The sequence below is a fragment of the Stenotrophomonas sp. 2201_Sma genome, from assembly GCF_056486685.1.
In genome coordinates, this window is the sequence record NZ_CM151329.1 from 3,154,180 (window position 1) to 3,168,528 (window position 14,349).

Consider the following 14,349-nt stretch of genomic DNA (forward strand, 5'->3'; position numbering starts at 1 on the left):
TTGGCGCGCTCTTGTCAGGTGAAGGGGTCAGCGGGCGATGGTCTGTGTACGCCAGATCTTCTTCTGCAGCTGCAGGATCCCGTACACCAGCGCCTCGGCGGTCGGCGGGCAGCCCGGGACGTAGACGTCCACCGGCACCACGCGATCACAGCCGCGCACGACAGAATAGGAATAGTGGTAATAACCACCGCCATTGGCACAGCTGCCCATGGAGATCACCCACTTGGGGTCGGGCATCTGGTCGTAGACCTTGCGCAGTGCCGGGGCCATCTTGTTGACCAGCGTACCAGCGACGATCATCACGTCGGACTGGCGCGGCGACGGGCGGAACACCACGCCGTAACGGTCCAGGTCCAGGCGCGCGGCGCCGGCGTGCATCATCTCCACGGCACAGCAGGCCAGGCCGAAGGTCATCGGCCACATCGAGCCGGTACGCGCCCAGTTCAGCAGGGCGTCGACGCTGGTGGTGACGAAGCCTTTTTCCAGCAGGGGATTGTCGCCTTCCGGCCGCAGGATGTCATCAACCCGCCCTTCCGGGGTCGGATTGTTCATCAGGCCATCGAGCGTCTGAATCACTCCCATTCCAGCGCTCCCTTCTTCCAGACGTAAATGAAACCGAGGAACAGCATGCCGACGAACAGGCCCATGGTGACCAGCGAACGGGCACCCAGCTCCATGAAGACCTGGGTCCACGGCACGATGAAGATGATTTCCAGGTCGAAGACGATGAACTGGATCGCGATCAGGTAATAGCGCACATCGAACTTCATGCGCGCGTCTTCGAACGCCTCGAAGCCGCACTCGTACGGCGAGAGCTTTTCCAGATCAGGGCGGCGGGGACCGAGGAGTCGGCCGACCAGCATCAGCACGACGCCGATACCGGTGGCAACGATCAGAAACAGCAGAGACGGCAAATATTCGGCCAGCACAGCGATTCTCTCTTGCCTCTGCCGCTGCGCCTGCAGGCGCTTTGGCATGGGGGAGTGGACGGAAATCACCCTGGCGCATTGCGCGCCAGGTGAACCCGCTTTACTTACAAATGGTGCCCAAGAGGGGACTCGAACCCCTACGACTTGCGTCGCTACCACCTCAAGGTAGTGCGTCTACCAATTCCGCCACCTGGGCAAACGATCACATCAGACTATCTTCCCGATGCGCCGCGTATTGTAACCGGCTTCAGTCTTTCTGGGAGCCTTCCGACGGCTTTTCTTCACCAGAAACCGAAGATTCCGCCTGAGCCGGCACAGTCGCCGCCGGAACCGGGGCTGCCGGGACCTCATCGGCCTTCGGAACGGCCGGCAGTTCGCCTGCAGGGGCGGCCGGAGCGCTGGCCGCCGGGGCGGACATCAGACCCAGGTCCTGCTCGGCGGCAGGACGGCTGCCGTGGCCGGCATACCAGGCCATGAAGAGACTGATGCCGAAGAACACCACGGCCAGCCACTTGGTCGACTTGGACAGGAAGTTCGAGGCGCCACGCGCACCGAACACCGTTCCCGAGGCACCGGCACCAAAGCCCGAACCAGCCGCTGCGCCCGAGCCACGCTGCATCAGGATCAGCGCGATCATGGCTACGGCAACCAGCACGTAGACGACATTGAGGATCAACATCAGCATTGGAAATCCGCCCTCGGACAATACTTCTAGGATTTAGTTCGCGGCCGCCGCCTTCGCGATGGCCAGGAAGTCCGCGGCCACCAGGGAGGCGCCACCGACCAGCCCACCATCGACATCCGGCTGCGCGAACAGTTCCCCGGCATTGTCGGGCTTCACGCTGCCGCCGTAAAGAATGGGCAGTGAATCAGCAATTCTAGCATCGATGCGCGCGACTTCGCCACGGATGAACGCGTGCACCTGCTGCGCCTGCTCCTTGCTCGCGGTGCGGCCGGTGCCGATCGCCCAGACCGGCTCGTAGGCGACCACGGCGCTGGCGAAGCCGTCGGCACCGACGAGATCCAGCACCGGCGCCAGCTGGCTGGCGATGACCGCTTCGGTCTGTCCGGCCTCGCGCTGCTCCAGGGTCTCCCCCACGCACAGCACCGGCACCAGGCCGGCATGCAGCGCAGCGGCAAACTTGCGGGCAACCAGTTCGCTGCTCTCGTGGTGGTACTGGCGACGCTCGGAATGTCCAACCAGGCCGTAACGGGCACCGACCTCGTGCAGCATGGCCGCGCACACTTCGCCGGTGTAGGCCCCCTTCTCGTTGCTGCTCACGTCCTGGGCACCGAAGGTCATGCCGGTCGCGCCGAACTCCTCGACCAGCTCGCCCAGGTACGGCAGCGGCGGCAGGATGACGACATCGACCCCGTCCAGCGGCAGCCCCGCAGCCACCTGCCCCAGCAGTTCATTGGCGAATTGACGGCTGCCATGCAGCTTCCAGTTTCCGGCGACGATCTTGCGGCGCATGAGCGGGTGGCTCCTGTGTGAAGTCAGCCGGTCATGATACCCGTTACGGCAAAAATCCGTTTCCGTGTAAGCGGTTACATGGATTTCCAGCCAACGGCGCGGCCCCTCGTGGCGGGGTGGGGTTGGTCGCGAGGAGCCCCGGGTAGTTGATCGGCCTGGCCGGGCGGGCGGGACTGCGCAGGGGACGCTGCAAGTACGTCCCTGTAAGCTCGATCGCCGCATCCATGCGGCTCACGCCCCTGCGCAGCCCCACCCGCCCGGCTTCTGACATATTCCGGCGGTTCCGCCCGCCACGGAAAGAGAAAAGAAGATCAAAGGCAAAAGCGGCATTGCGGGTGACTGCCGGGGTCAGATCCGGATCTGACCCCTGCCCCACCTCGACCTGACAGATCCCATCCAACCGTCACCGGGAAACTGTCGAAGGCGGGGAGGTGTCGGATGGCGGGGTGTCCGCGGCATGGATGCCGCGGCCAAGCCCCCAGGGATGGGTTTACGGCGTCCCCGCCATCCGACGCCTCCCCGCCTCCCCACGGAACATCCCAGAGCCGCTTTGGCTTTGGCTTTGGCTTTGGCTTTGGCCTCTGCGGGTGCAGGGTGCCGCCCTGCCGGGCACCTTCCACTGCGCTCGCCAGGCACGGCCCGGCGCTACCCGTAATGGAAAGGCCGCCTCGCGGCGGCCTTTTCATTACTTCAGCTTGATCTCGCGCAGGCGTTCCTCGAGGAAGCCGTGGGCGGTGATCGGCTCCGGATACCGGCTCGGGTTCTCCGGGGTGATGCAGGACGGCAGCACGTCGATCAGGAAGTCCGGGTTCGGGTGCAGGAAGAACGGCACCGAGTAGCGCGGCTGGCGGGCCAGCTCGCCCGGGGGATTGACCACGCGATGGATGGTGGAGGGATACACGTGATTGGTCAGGCGCTGCAGCATGTCGCCGATGTTGACCACGATGGTGTCCGCATCCGACGTGAACGGCACCCACTTGCCATCGTGCGACTGCACCTCCAGGCCCGCCGCACTGGCACCGACCAGCAGGGTGATGAAGTTGATGTCGCCATGCGCACCGGCACGCACGTTGGGAATGTCGTCGGTGGTGATCGGCGGGTAATGGATCGGGCGCAGGATCGAGTTGCCGAAATTGGTCTTGTCGGCGAAGAAATCCCCCGGCAGGCCGATGTGCAGCGCCAGCGCCGACAGCACGCGCGACCCGAGGTTGTCCAGCGCCTGGTACAGGCCGTAGCCCCGCTCACGGAAGCCCTCGACCTCGGTCGGCCACAGGTTCGGCGGCATCACGTCGCGGTACCTGGAGTCGTCGCCGATCTCCCGGCCGATGTGCCAGAACTCCTTCAGATCGAAGTGCTTGGACCCCTTCGCGGTTTCCACGCCGAACGGGGTATAGCCACGTGCACCGCCCCCGCCGGCCACGTGGTACTTCCGCTTGATCTCCTCCGGCAGGGCGAAGAAGGCCTTGAAGACATCGTAGGCCGCGTCGATGTCGGCCTGCGGAATGCCGTGGTTGCGGATGCCCGCGAATCCCCATTGGCGATAGGCCGCCCCCAGCTCGGCCACGAAGGCCTCGCGGTCGCTGTCAAAACGGGTGATGTCGAGGGTCGGGATCTGGCTCACAGCGGTTCCTGGCTTGTCATTGGGTCTGGAGGGCCGCCGCATTCAGGGCCCACCTGAACATTGTGACAGATCGCCCGCAGGTCGACACCGATACGTTGAAACAAACCGATACAATGCGCGACCCGCGCGCGGATCCGCCGGCCGCGGCGGCGCCGCCCCCTTGTCCCGCTCCTGCTGAACACGTACCGACGATGCCCTCCGCTCCACCCGCCGCCGATCCAGCTTCCCGACCCGGTTGTACCCAGCACTGGCGCCGGCTGGCCTGGTGGTCCTTGTTCGTGGCGGCGAACGCCGTACTGGCAGCCGTCATCACCCTGGGCAACGTGCCGCTGCGGGACAACCCCGGCGGCCCCGTCGGCCTGGCGTATCTGGCCGTTGCCCTGCCCGGCCACCTGCTGGCGTTCGGCGCGCTGGCCGGCCTGCTGCCGCTGCTGCTCGGACTGTGGGCCCGCAGCGCGCGTCCTCTGAGCATCGGCGCGGTGGTGCTGCAGGGCCTGTGGCTGTGCCTGCTGCTGGTCGATGCCAAGGTGTTCGCGCTGTACCGCTTCCACCTCAATGCCATGGTGGCGAACATGGTGTTCGGCGGCGCGCTGCACGATCAGGTCGCACTGTCGTGGAAGACCTGGCTGCAGGCGATCGCCCTGGTATCGGCCATCTTCGCCGCCGAAGCCCTGCTGGCGTGGGCCTGCTGGAAGCTGCTGCCCGCCCTGCCCCGACGGCGCCACGTCCTGCAGGCATGGACACTGGTCATCCTGCTGATGGCAGGTGGCCAGGTGGCGACCGCCTATTACGATGCACGCGGCGAGCGTGACGTGATCAGCCAGTGGAACTACCTGCCCTGGGCGCAGCCGATCACCGCCAAGAGCTTCATGCGTCGCCTGGGCGTGGTCAGCCAGCAGCAGGCGGGCCTGCCCGACCCCCGCCATGCCCAGCTGCACTACCCGCTGCATCCGCTGCGCTGCCAGAGCCACCGGCGGCCGAACGTGCTGATGGTGGTACTCGAATCACTCCGCCACGACGTGCTGACGCCACAGATCATGCCGAACACCACGGCATTGGCGCAGTCCTCCCGCGTCTACGAGCATCACTTCAGCACCGGCAACGCCACCCGCTACGGCCTGTTCGGCCTGCTCTACGGCCTTCCCGGTGGCTACTGGGCAAGCATGCTTGACGAGCAGCGTGGCTCGCAGCTGTTCCAGGTCCTGGGACAGCAGGGCTATGACCTGCACCTGTACGGCAGCGCGCCGATGTACAGCCCTGAATTCGACCGCACCGTGTTCGCCGATGTCCGTGACCAGCTGCACCAGGGGCCGTCGGCACTGAAGCCCGATGGCCGCGACCGTGCCATCGTCGCGTCGCTGCAGCAGGACATCCGTAACAGCCAGGCCGCGCAGCGCCCGTGGTTCGGTTTCGTGTTCCTCGACTCCACCCACGCGCCCTACCACCTGCCGGCCGACTATCCGCCCCTGGCCACGCCGATGGCCGCGGACATCGACTTCCTCAAGTTCGGGCCGGACCACGATCCGACGCCGGAACTGAACCGCTATCACACCTCCGTCCACTACGCCGACAGCCTGGTCGGATCGCTGCTCGATACCCTGCGTGCGCAGGGCCTGGAGCAGGACACCATCGTGCTGGTCACTGGCGATCACGCAGAGGAGTTCAACGACCTCGCGCTGAACTACTGGGGCCACAACGGCAACTTCTCCGACTACCAGTTGCAGGTGCCGTTCGTGCTGCACTGGCCGGGCGAGGCCAGCGGCCGTGATGCGCGCACCAGCTCGCATGAGGACTGGGTGCCCACGCTGATGCGGCACGCCCTGGGCTGCGAGAACCCGCTGGCCGACTACAGCACCGGCCAGGATCTGCTGGCGGCCCCGGAAGGGCTCCGTGCCCTGGTGGTGGAGAGCTGGTCGCAGCGCGCCGTCCGCCACGGCGATGCCCTCTACGTGTTCGACAAGTTCGGCAATGCCACCGCGCTGGATCGGCACTATCGCCCACTGCCACAACAGGCGCCGGACGCAGCCGCGATCCGTTCCGCCTGGGAAGCGCTGACGCGCTTCCGCAATCGTTGATATCAAGGATCGAGTCCGCATGAAACGTTCGCTGCGCATCCTGCACACCGAAGCCGCCAAGGGAATGGGCGGGCAGGAGATCTACATCTTCCGCCACATGCAGGCCATGCGCGCGCGCGGCCACGACGTCTCGCTGCTGTACCAGCCCGAGGCACGGCTGGCGCAGCTGGCGCGCGATGACGGCTTCACCGTGCATACGCTGCGCATGGGAGGGCTGGCGCGCCTGCTGCGCGGCATCTGGTCGGTTTCGCGCCTGGTGCGCCGCGAACGCTATGACGTGGTGAACACCACCAGCCGTCGCGACGCCTTGATTGCCGCCGCCGGCGCCCGCCTCGGCGGTGCGCCGCTGGTGGTACGCTCGCGCCACCTGATGAGTCCGGTCAACTCGCTGCTGACCTATACCGGCCTGCCGCACCGGGTGCTGACCGTCAGCAGCTTCGTCAAGCAGCTGCTGGCCGACCGTGGCATTCCCGCTGAGCGCATCGGCATCGTGCCGCCGATCGCGGTTCCACCGCGCTGGACCGATATCCGCAAGGAAGATCCGTGGCAGTGCCTGCAGGACGTGCGTGCCGAAGTCCGTGCCGAGCTCGGCTTCGGCGAACAGGACATCGTGGTCGGCTGCGTGGCGGTGCTGCGCGAGCCCAAGGGCCATGCCGATCTGCTGCAGGCAATGGTGCCGCTGTGCAAGGCCAATCCGAACCTGCACCTGGTGGTGATCGGCGACGGGCAGCCAGTGATGGAGCGCCTGCAGGCGATGTGCGCCGAGCACGGCCTGCAGTCGCAGGTCCACCTGCTCGGCTACCGCGACGGCGCCTGCCGGCTGATGGCCGGCTTCGATATCTTCGCCCTCGCCTCGCACAAGGAAGCCGCCGGCACCGTGTTTCTGGAAGCGGCGTACGTCGGCGTGCCGATCGTGGCGACGCGGGTTGGTGGCGTGCCGGAGATGGTCGTGGACGGCAGCAATGCGATCCTCACCCGGCTGGGCGACAATGCTGCCCTGACGGGCGCTCTGCGCCTGCTGGTGGACGATCCGGAACGGCGCCGGCAGATGGGCCGTGCCGGCTGGGAATGGATGCGCGCTGCGCACCGCTTCACACCCACCGGCCACGGCGAGACCACCGAACACTACTACCGCCAGTGGCTGAAGGAGCTGGGACATGGCTGATGCCCGAACCGTACCGGTGCTGATGCACCATCACGTCAGTCCGTCGCCCGGCATGATCACGGTGTCGCCGGAGAATTTCGAAAGCCAGATTGCCTGGCTGGCCAACAGTGGCTGGACCTCACTGACACTGGAGCAGTACGCCGGGTTCCTGGCCGGCAGGCCGGTGCCGCGCCGGTCGATCGTCATCACCTTCGACGATGGCTACCTGGACAACTGGGTCTACGCGCATCCGATCCTGCAGAAGTACGGCATGCACGCGGTGGTGTTCGTGGTCACCGGATGGATGGGCGAAGGCCCGGTGCGGCCGCATGCAGGCCTGCCCGGCGCGGTACTGCCGGCAACGCCGGACCATCGCGGCTGCGAGGCCGCCATCTACGAGCAGGGGCGCAGCGACGATGTGATGATGCGCTGGAGCGAAGCGCGCGCGGCGATCGACGCGGGCACCTTCGAGGTGCATTGCCATACCCACACCCATACACGCTGGTTGCGCCGCGACGACCTGGACCGCGCGCAGCGCCGGGCCGGCATCAGCAACGACCTGGCACTCTCGCGCCAGGTCCTGCAGGACAAGCTGGGCGCAGTTTCGGACACATTGTGCTGGCCGTACGGTGACTTCGACGATGACCATGTCGAAGTCGCGCGCGAGCAGGGGTTCCGTTACCTGCATACCACCCACCCGTTCGGCCGCAACGTGATCGGCGGCGATCCCGAACGCATCTACCGCTTCGCGATCCGCAACCGGCCGGCCAGCTGGTTGCGCAAGCGCATCGCGCAGAGCTACAACCCGTTGATCGCGCCGCTGTTCAACGGCTTCAAAGCCCGCCAGAAGAAGATGGTGCCGGGCCCCTGAGTCCGCCTCGGCCCAGCAGCGGCCCTCTGAACAGAAAACGCCCCGGTCGTCCGGGGCGTTGTCCGTTGCGGAACCACCTCCGGGCTCAGGCCGCGGCGGCGGCCTTCACTGCGGCCGACAGGCGATCCAGCGTGTCCTGCATCAGTGTTGCGTCATCGGCCTCGACCGTCACCCGCACCACCGGCTCGGTGCCGGACGGGCGCAGGAATGCGCGCCCACGGCCGGCCACGGCCTGCTGCGCCTCCAGCAGTGCCGACTGCACGCTTTCGGCCTGCACGGTGGTCTTGGCCGAGACATTGCCCAACCGCACGTTCACCGTCTTCTGCGGGACCTTCACCAGCGGCTGCAACGCCTGCCGCAGTGTCTGTCCGCTGCTGCGCAGCGCAAGCAGGACCTGCAGCGCACTGACGATGCCGTCACCGGTCGTGGCCCGGTCCAGGCACAGCAGATGGCCCGAGGCTTCGCCACCGAGCACGCCGTCACCTTCGATCAGCGCCTGGTGCACGTAGCGGTCGCCGACGTTGCTGCGCTGGAACGGGATCTGCAGGTCGGCCAGCGCCTTCTCCAGTCCATAGTTGCTCATCAGCGTGCCGACCACCGGCCCACGCAGGCGACCTTCCGCCTGCCAGGTGCGTGCCAGGATGTACAGCAGGTCATCGCCGTCGACCGGATTGCCCTGGTCGTCAGCCATCAGCACGCGATCGCCGTCACCGTCGAAGGCGATGCCGAGATCGGCACGGGTCTCGCGGACCTTGGCGGCGAGGTTGTCGATATGGGTCGAACCGACGCCGGCATTGATGTTCACCCCGTTCGGCTCGGCACCGATGCCGATGACCTCGGCACCCAGCTCGCGGAACAGCAGCGGGGCGATCTGGTAGGTGGCACCATGCGCGCAGTCCAGCACCAGACGTACGCCACGCAGATCGAACGCACGCGGCACGCTGGCCTTGCAGAACTCGATGTAGCGGCCTACCGCCTCGCGCGCGCGCGACGCCTTGCCCAGCCGCTCCGATTCAGCCGTGGTGAACGGCACGTCCAGTGCGGCTTCCAGCGCCAGTTCGGTGGCGTCGTCCAGTTTCTCGCCCTGTGCGGAGAAGAACTTGATGCCGTTGTCGTAATGCGGATTGTGCGAAGCACTGATGACGATGCCTGCATCAACGCCCAAGGTGCGGGTCAGGAACGCCACCGCCGGGGTGGGCATCGGGCCCAGCAGCTGCACATCTGTGCCGGCGGCGACCAGGCCCGCCTCCAGCGCCGCCTCGAACATGTAGCCGGAAATGCGGGTGTCCTTGCCGATCACCACGATCGGGCGGCGCCCGTCCTGGCCGTGCCGGGCCACCAGCACGCGGCCCAGCGCATTGCCCAGGCGCAGCACGAAGTCGGCCGAGATCGCTCCCTCACCGACACGTCCGCGGATGCCATCAGTACCGAAGTACTTGCGGCCTCCCATCAAGCCACCTCCGGCGCCGGCTGGCGGCCCAGCATCGCCAGCAGGTCGGACAGGCGGTCACGCATTTCGCGGCGGTCGCAGATCTGGTCGATGGCACCATGCTCCAGCAGGAATTCCGAACGCTGGAAACCTTCCGGCAGTTTCTCGCGCACGGTCTGTTCGATCACGCGCGGCCCGGCGAATCCGATCAGCGCCTGCGGCTCGGCGATGTTGATGTCACCCAGCATCGCGAACGAGGCCGACACGCCACCGGTGGTGGGATGGGTCAGCACCGAGATGTACGGCAGGCCGGCTTCACGCAGCTTGCCCAGCGCAGCCGAGGTCTTGGCCATCTGCATCAGCGAGAACAGGCCTTCCTGCATGCGCGCGCCGCCACTGGCGGAGAAGCAGACGTAAGGCGCGCCGATCTCCACGGCAGCCTCGGCCGCCAGCGAGAAGCGCTCGCCGACCACCGAACCCATCGAACCGCCCATGAAGGCGAAATCGAACGAGGATGCGACCAGCGGACGGCCCTTGAGCAGGCCGCGCATGGCGATCAGCGCGTCGTACTCGCCGGTGTTCTTCTGCGCGATCTTGATGCGCTCGCTGTACTTCTTCTGGTCCTTGAACTTCAGCAGGTCGGTCGGCCCCAGGCGCGCGCCGATCTCGGTGGTGCTGTCCGCATCGAACAGCGCGGCCAGGCGCGCGCGCGCGCGGATCGCCATGTGGTGGCCGCACTTCGGGCAGACCTCCAGGTTCTCTTCCAGTTCCGGCCGGTACAGCGCGCTGCCGCAGTTGCTGCACTTTTCCCACAGGCCCTCGGGGACGCTGCGCTTCTTGCTGGGGGTGTTGTCGGTGCGGATGCCGGACGGCATCAACTTGCTGAGCCAACTCATGCGGGAGGACACTTCCGTTCAGGGCGGCCCGGGGGCCGCAAAGGCGGACAGTCTAGCTCCGCTTTCCCCGCCCGTGCACCCCTTGCCGGCCTGTGGGCGGCGGCGGAAAAACCATGCTGGGACGTACGTTTAGCGCAGGCAGCACCGGGCCACGCCCGGCGGATACGCCGTAGCGCGCACCGCCGGGCATGGCCGGGCGCTGCCGTCAGGCGTCCAGGGCCTGGCGCAGGGGCGCCAGGAATGCGTGCGCCCGCTGGGCCGCCTCTTCGGCCGAGGTCGCTTCGGCCAGTGCCGCGACCAGGGCGCTGCCCACCACCACACCGTCTGCCTCGCGCGCCATGGCCGCCGCACTGGCGGCATCGCGGATGCCGAAGCCGGCCACCACCGGGACCGTGGCCCGTTCACGCAGCGCCTGCAGGCGTACGCTGGCGGCCTCGCTGTCGAGGCGGTCGGACGCACCGGTGACACCGGCAAAACTGACGTAGTACAGGTAGCCCCGCGCCAGCGCGAGCAGTTTGTCCGCGCGTGCCGGGCTGGTGGTCGGGGAGGCAAGCAGGACCAGGGCCAGGCCTTCCGCATCAAAGGCCTGCTGGGCTTCGCCGGCTTCCTCCGGCGGCAGGTCGACCAGCAGCACGCCATCTACGCCGGCGGTCACCGCGGCCTTGGCGAATGCCGCGTAGCCATGGATCTCCACAGGATTGAGATAGCCCATCAGCACCACCGGCGTCTGCGTATCGCGCTGGCGGAACTGCGCTACCGCCTGCAGGACGTAACGGCTGCCTGCACCGCGCGCCAGCGCACGTTCGGAACTGCGCTGGATGGTCGGGCCGTCGGCCATCGGATCGGAGAACGGAACCCCCAGTTCGATCACATCGGCGCCCGCCTCAACCAGTGCATGCATGACCGGCACGGTTGCTTCCAGCAGAGGATCGCCAGCGGTGACGAAGGGAATCAGTGCCTTGCGCTGCTGTTCGCGCAGGCGCTGGAAACAGGCGTCGAGTCGGGATACGGGCATGTCAGGTACATCCTTCGATCAGGTCAACGGCGCCGCTGGCGCCCCAATGCATTCTGGATACGGTGCCATCCACGATCTCCACGCGGATCGCCAGATCGGAACCGGGGTCCTGCCAGAGCAGGGATTCGCCGGCGTCGGCATCAGCGCCCAGGGCAGCGGCGATGACGCCCTGCGGCATCTGCTGCAGCACCTGCGCACGCGGCATGTCCAGGCGCAGTCCGAACGGCCCGGGCTGGGTCACCACCAGTCCCGAATCGTCGATCGGAGCCAGGTCGAAACGCACCACGTTGCCGTCCTGCACCAGCATCGCCACGCCCTCGGGCAGCGTGCCGCGCTCGTAATAGTCGCAGCGCCCGGCCGTCGCCTCGGCGAGGCCAGCCGAGTGCCACTGCGCCTCGGCCTGCAGTTCGCTGAAAGGCTGGCCGATCAGCACCTCGCCGGCATGGTCCAGCGCGACCGAAGCCACCGTCGGCGCGGCCACGTCATCTGCGACCTCCCCTGCTGCAGGCAACGGTGCATCCTCGATCGGGTGATGGGCGGCATCGTCGTCGTTGCTGGCCACCTGGCGGGCCGGGGCGATGGCCGCCGGAGACGTCGCCGCGGGCGCCAGCACCGGCGGATCGGGCGGCGTGCAGCCGCCCAGCCCCACTGCCAGTACCAGCGCGCCACCATGGCGCAGCATGGGACTCACAGCACCAGCCCTTCGCGTGCGGCGATGGTATGCACGTCCTTGTCGCCACGCCCGGACAGATTGCACAGCACGATCTGGTCGCGCGGACGCTCGCGCGCCAGCTTGATCGCCTGCGCCAGCGCGTGGCTGGACTCCAGCGCCGGCAGGATGCCCTCGGTGTGTGCCAGCAGATGGAACGCCTGCAGCGCTTCTTCGTCGGTGATGCCGAGATAGCGTGCGCGCCCGCTGTCGGCCAGGAACGCGTGCTCCGGGCCGACCCCCGGATAGTCCAGGCCGGCCGACACCGAGTGGGTCTCGATGATCTGGCCGTCGTCGTCGCACAGCACGTAGGTGCGGTTGCCATGCAGCACGCCTGGACGCCCTGCTGCGATCGAGGCGGCATGGCGGCCTGTGTTGATACCGTCACCGGCCGCTTCGGCGCCGACGATCTCGACCTGGCGGTCGTTGAGGAAGGCATGGAACAGGCCGATCGCGTTGCTGCCACCGCCCACGCACGCCGTGATCGCATCCGGCAGCCGGCCGTACTCGGCCAGCATCTGTTCGCGCGCTTCGCGGCCGACGATGGCATTGAAATCGCGCACCATGCGCGGATACGGGTCCGGGCCGGCCACGGTGCCGATGATGTAGAAGGTGTCCTGCACGTTGGTCACCCAGTCGCGCATCGCTTCATTGAGCGCATCCTTCAGGGTCGCCGAACCGGAGGTGACCGGCACCACCGTCGCGCCGAGCAGCTTCATCCGGTAGACATTGATCTTCTGCCGCTCGATGTCGGTGGCGCCCATGTACACCACGCACTCCAGGCCCAGGCGTGCGGCAACGGTGGCGCTGGCGACGCCATGCTGGCCGGCGCCGGTCTCGGCGATGATGCGCGTCTTGCCCATCCGCGCCGCCAGCAGCGCCTGGCCGATGGTGTTGTTGATCTTGTGCGCGCCGGTGTGGTTCAGGTCCTCGCGCTTGAGCAGGATCTGTGCGCCGCCGACGTGGTCGCTCAGGCGCTGGGCATGATAGATCGGGCTCGGCCGGCCCACGTAATGAGCCAGATCGCGGTCGTAGGCCGCCTGGAACGCGGGGTCCTGGCGGGCCTGGTCATAGGCCTGGGCCAGCTCCTGCAGCGGACCGACCAGGGTTTCGGCGACAAAGCTGCCGCCATAGCGGCCGAAGTGGCCCTGGGCATCCGGGAAGGCGTGGTAGTCGGCAATGGGGGAGGCAGACATGGCAGGGACCGGTGATTCAGACAGGTGGATACTCTAGCGCACGGGTCATGACCGGAAAATGGATATTATCTGGCACCTATCGTCAGGAAATCTCACATGAGCCGATCCCTGCTGCCGCCACTCAATGCCCTGCGCGCGTTCGAGGCCACCGCCCGTCTGGGCGGTGTGGGCCGCGCCGCGCAGGACCTGCATGTGACCCATGGTGCGGTCAGCCGGCAGCTGAAGCTGCTGGAGGATCATCTGGGCCTGGCCCTGTTCCAGCGCGCCGGGCGTGGCCTGCGCCTGACCGCATCGGGAACACTGTTGCAGGCGGCCTGCAGCGAAGCCTTCGCCGGCATCGAAGACTGCGTGCGCGAGCTGCGGCGGCCCGCGGCGTCGCCAGCGCTGGTACTGGGCTGCAGCGGCAGCGTGCTGGCGCGCTGGATGATTCCGCGCCTCCCCGCCCTGCAGGCCGCACTGCCCGGTGTGCGCCTGCAGTGGTCGGCACTGGACGGCAGCTTCACCGAGGCGCAGGCGGCACTGGATGCGGTCCTGCTGCTGGCGCAGGGGCCGTGGCCACGGGGCTGGCAGGTGCGCGAGCTGGCGCCCGAGCGGGTGGGCGTGGTGGTGGCACCGTCACATCCGGCGGCGCAGCGCCTGCGCCATGTGCCGCCCTCGGCACTGCTGCAGGAGACGCTGCTGCACACCAGCTCACGGCCACAGGCGTGGCCGACGTGGGCGCAGGCGCACGATCTCGACCCCGCCCGGCTGCGGCTGGGCACGGGTTTCGAACACCTTTACTACCTGCTGGAAGCGGCGGTGGCCGGGCTGGGTCCAGCGATCGCGCCGGAGCCGCTGGTCGCTGAGGATCTCGCGGCAGGCCGGCTGCTGGCCCCATGGGGTTTCTCCGCCACGGGCGGCTTCTGGGTCCTGGCGCGGCCGGAGGGCCAGGCCGACGCACGCGTCGACGCCCTGGCGGACTGGGTCGCGGCCCAGCTGAGGTAACGTGAC

The 14,349-nt window shown here is 67.5% G+C and carries 14 protein-coding genes and 1 tRNA gene; 4 read left to right on the top strand and 11 right to left on the bottom strand.

Going from position 1 to position 14,349, the window contains the following annotated elements:
* Positions 1-27: 27 nt before the first annotated feature.
* The 6 genes from ACZLIF_RS14695 to ACZLIF_RS14720 all read right to left on the bottom strand — a co-directional run bounded on the left by ACZLIF_RS14695 (position 28) and on the right by ACZLIF_RS14720 (position 4,066).
* Complete coding sequence (locus ACZLIF_RS14695) at positions 28-582, bottom strand: NuoB/complex I 20 kDa subunit family protein (protein WP_005410463.1); 555 nt, start codon at positions 580-582, stop codon at positions 28-30.
* Positions 573-929, bottom strand: a complete 357-nt coding sequence (locus tag ACZLIF_RS14700; RefSeq protein WP_053519909.1) for an NADH-quinone oxidoreductase subunit A — start codon at positions 927-929, stop codon at positions 573-575. The genes ACZLIF_RS14695 and ACZLIF_RS14700 overlap by 10 nt, the downstream gene beginning before the upstream one ends.
* A 111-nt stretch (positions 930-1,040) precedes the next feature.
* Positions 1,041-1,125 (bottom strand) — tRNA-Leu (locus ACZLIF_RS14705).
* A gap of 51 nt (positions 1,126-1,176) precedes the next feature.
* Complete coding sequence (gene secG, locus ACZLIF_RS14710; protein ID WP_065175541.1) at positions 1,177-1,614, bottom strand: preprotein translocase subunit SecG; 438 nt, start codon at positions 1,612-1,614, stop codon at positions 1,177-1,179.
* Between the two features lie 33 nt (positions 1,615-1,647).
* Complete coding sequence (gene tpiA, locus ACZLIF_RS14715; protein ID WP_065175542.1) at positions 1,648-2,403, bottom strand: triose-phosphate isomerase; 756 nt, start codon at positions 2,401-2,403, stop codon at positions 1,648-1,650.
* Positions 2,404-3,088: 685 nt separating this feature from the next.
* Positions 3,089-4,066, bottom strand: a complete 978-nt coding sequence (locus ACZLIF_RS14720) for an isopenicillin N synthase family dioxygenase (RefSeq protein WP_128988891.1) — start codon at positions 4,064-4,066, stop codon at positions 3,089-3,091.
* A gap of 149 nt (positions 4,067-4,215) precedes the next feature.
* Here ACZLIF_RS14720 and ACZLIF_RS14725 point away from each other — a divergent pair, with 149 nt between their 5' ends.
* From ACZLIF_RS14725 to ACZLIF_RS14735, 3 genes are read left to right on the top strand one after another with little or no spacing between them, the layout of a single operon-like run.
* Positions 4,216-6,099 (top strand): DUF3413 domain-containing protein, encoded by a 1,884-nt coding sequence (locus ACZLIF_RS14725; RefSeq protein WP_111186386.1) that lies wholly within the window; start codon positions 4,216-4,218, stop codon positions 6,097-6,099.
* Positions 6,100-6,118: 19 nt separating this feature from the next.
* A complete protein-coding gene (locus ACZLIF_RS14730; protein ID WP_128988889.1) occupies positions 6,119-7,264 on the top strand; it encodes a glycosyltransferase family 4 protein in 1,146 nt (381 codons plus the stop codon).
* A complete protein-coding gene (locus ACZLIF_RS14735; protein WP_128988887.1) occupies positions 7,257-8,114 on the top strand; it encodes a polysaccharide deacetylase family protein in 858 nt (285 codons plus the stop codon). Before ACZLIF_RS14730 ends, ACZLIF_RS14735 begins: the two co-directional genes overlap by 8 nt.
* 85 nt (positions 8,115-8,199) lie before the next feature.
* Here the strand turns inward: ACZLIF_RS14735 and glmM are convergent, their stop codons facing one another.
* The 5 genes from glmM to trpB all read right to left on the bottom strand — a co-directional run bounded on the left by glmM (position 8,200) and on the right by trpB (position 13,359).
* Complete coding sequence (glmM, locus tag ACZLIF_RS14740) at positions 8,200-9,564, bottom strand: phosphoglucosamine mutase (protein ID WP_053520077.1); 1,365 nt, start codon at positions 9,562-9,564, stop codon at positions 8,200-8,202.
* Positions 9,564-10,439, bottom strand: coding sequence for an acetyl-CoA carboxylase, carboxyltransferase subunit beta (accD, locus tag ACZLIF_RS14745; RefSeq protein ID WP_053520076.1), 876 nt, complete (start codon positions 10,437-10,439; stop codon positions 9,564-9,566). Before accD ends, glmM begins: the two co-directional genes overlap by 1 nt.
* Before the next feature lie 205 nt (positions 10,440-10,644).
* Positions 10,645-11,454, bottom strand: coding sequence for a tryptophan synthase subunit alpha (trpA, locus tag ACZLIF_RS14750; RefSeq protein ID WP_128988885.1), 810 nt, complete (start codon positions 11,452-11,454; stop codon positions 10,645-10,647).
* A 1-nt stretch (position 11,455) separates the two neighbouring features.
* On the bottom strand, positions 11,456-12,145 hold the full coding sequence (locus tag ACZLIF_RS14755; RefSeq protein ID WP_128988883.1) for a hypothetical protein: 690 nt from the start codon (positions 12,143-12,145) through the stop codon (positions 11,456-11,458).
* Positions 12,142-13,359, bottom strand: coding sequence for a tryptophan synthase subunit beta (gene trpB, locus ACZLIF_RS14760; protein WP_053520073.1), 1,218 nt, complete (start codon positions 13,357-13,359; stop codon positions 12,142-12,144). The genes ACZLIF_RS14755 and trpB overlap by 4 nt, the downstream gene beginning before the upstream one ends.
* Positions 13,360-13,455: 96 nt before the next feature.
* On the opposite strand from trpB, the gene ACZLIF_RS14765 reads away from it, so the two are divergent.
* Complete coding sequence (locus ACZLIF_RS14765) at positions 13,456-14,343, top strand: LysR family transcriptional regulator (protein WP_128988881.1); 888 nt, start codon at positions 13,456-13,458, stop codon at positions 14,341-14,343.
* Positions 14,344-14,349 lie beyond the last annotated feature (6 nt).

Coding starts and splice junctions, on each gene's coding strand:
- ACZLIF_RS14695 (WP_005410463.1), bottom strand. CDS start 582: ATGGGAGTGATTCAGACGCTCGATGGCCTGATGAACAATCCGACCCCG.
- ACZLIF_RS14725 (WP_111186386.1), top strand. CDS start 4,216: ATGCCCTCCGCTCCACCCGCCGCCGATCCAGCTTCCCGACCCGGTTGT.
- ACZLIF_RS14765 (WP_128988881.1), top strand. CDS start 13,456: ATGAGCCGATCCCTGCTGCCGCCACTCAATGCCCTGCGCGCGTTCGAG.
- tpiA (WP_065175542.1), bottom strand. CDS start 2,403: ATGCGCCGCAAGATCGTCGCCGGAAACTGGAAGCTGCATGGCAGCCGT.
- secG (WP_065175541.1), bottom strand. CDS start 1,614: ATGCTGATGTTGATCCTCAATGTCGTCTACGTGCTGGTTGCCGTAGCC.
- ACZLIF_RS14730 (WP_128988889.1), top strand. CDS start 6,119: ATGAAACGTTCGCTGCGCATCCTGCACACCGAAGCCGCCAAGGGAATG.
- accD (WP_053520076.1), bottom strand. CDS start 10,439: ATGAGTTGGCTCAGCAAGTTGATGCCGTCCGGCATCCGCACCGACAAC.
- trpB (WP_053520073.1), bottom strand. CDS start 13,359: ATGTCTGCCTCCCCCATTGCCGACTACCACGCCTTCCCGGATGCCCAG.
- trpA (WP_128988885.1), bottom strand. CDS start 11,454: ATGCCCGTATCCCGACTCGACGCCTGTTTCCAGCGCCTGCGCGAACAG.
- glmM (WP_053520077.1), bottom strand. CDS start 9,564: ATGGGAGGCCGCAAGTACTTCGGTACTGATGGCATCCGCGGACGTGTC.
- ACZLIF_RS14720 (WP_128988891.1), bottom strand. CDS start 4,066: ATGCGGCGGCCCTCCAGACCCAATGACAAGCCAGGAACCGCTGTGAGC.
- ACZLIF_RS14735 (WP_128988887.1), top strand. CDS start 7,257: ATGGCTGATGCCCGAACCGTACCGGTGCTGATGCACCATCACGTCAGT.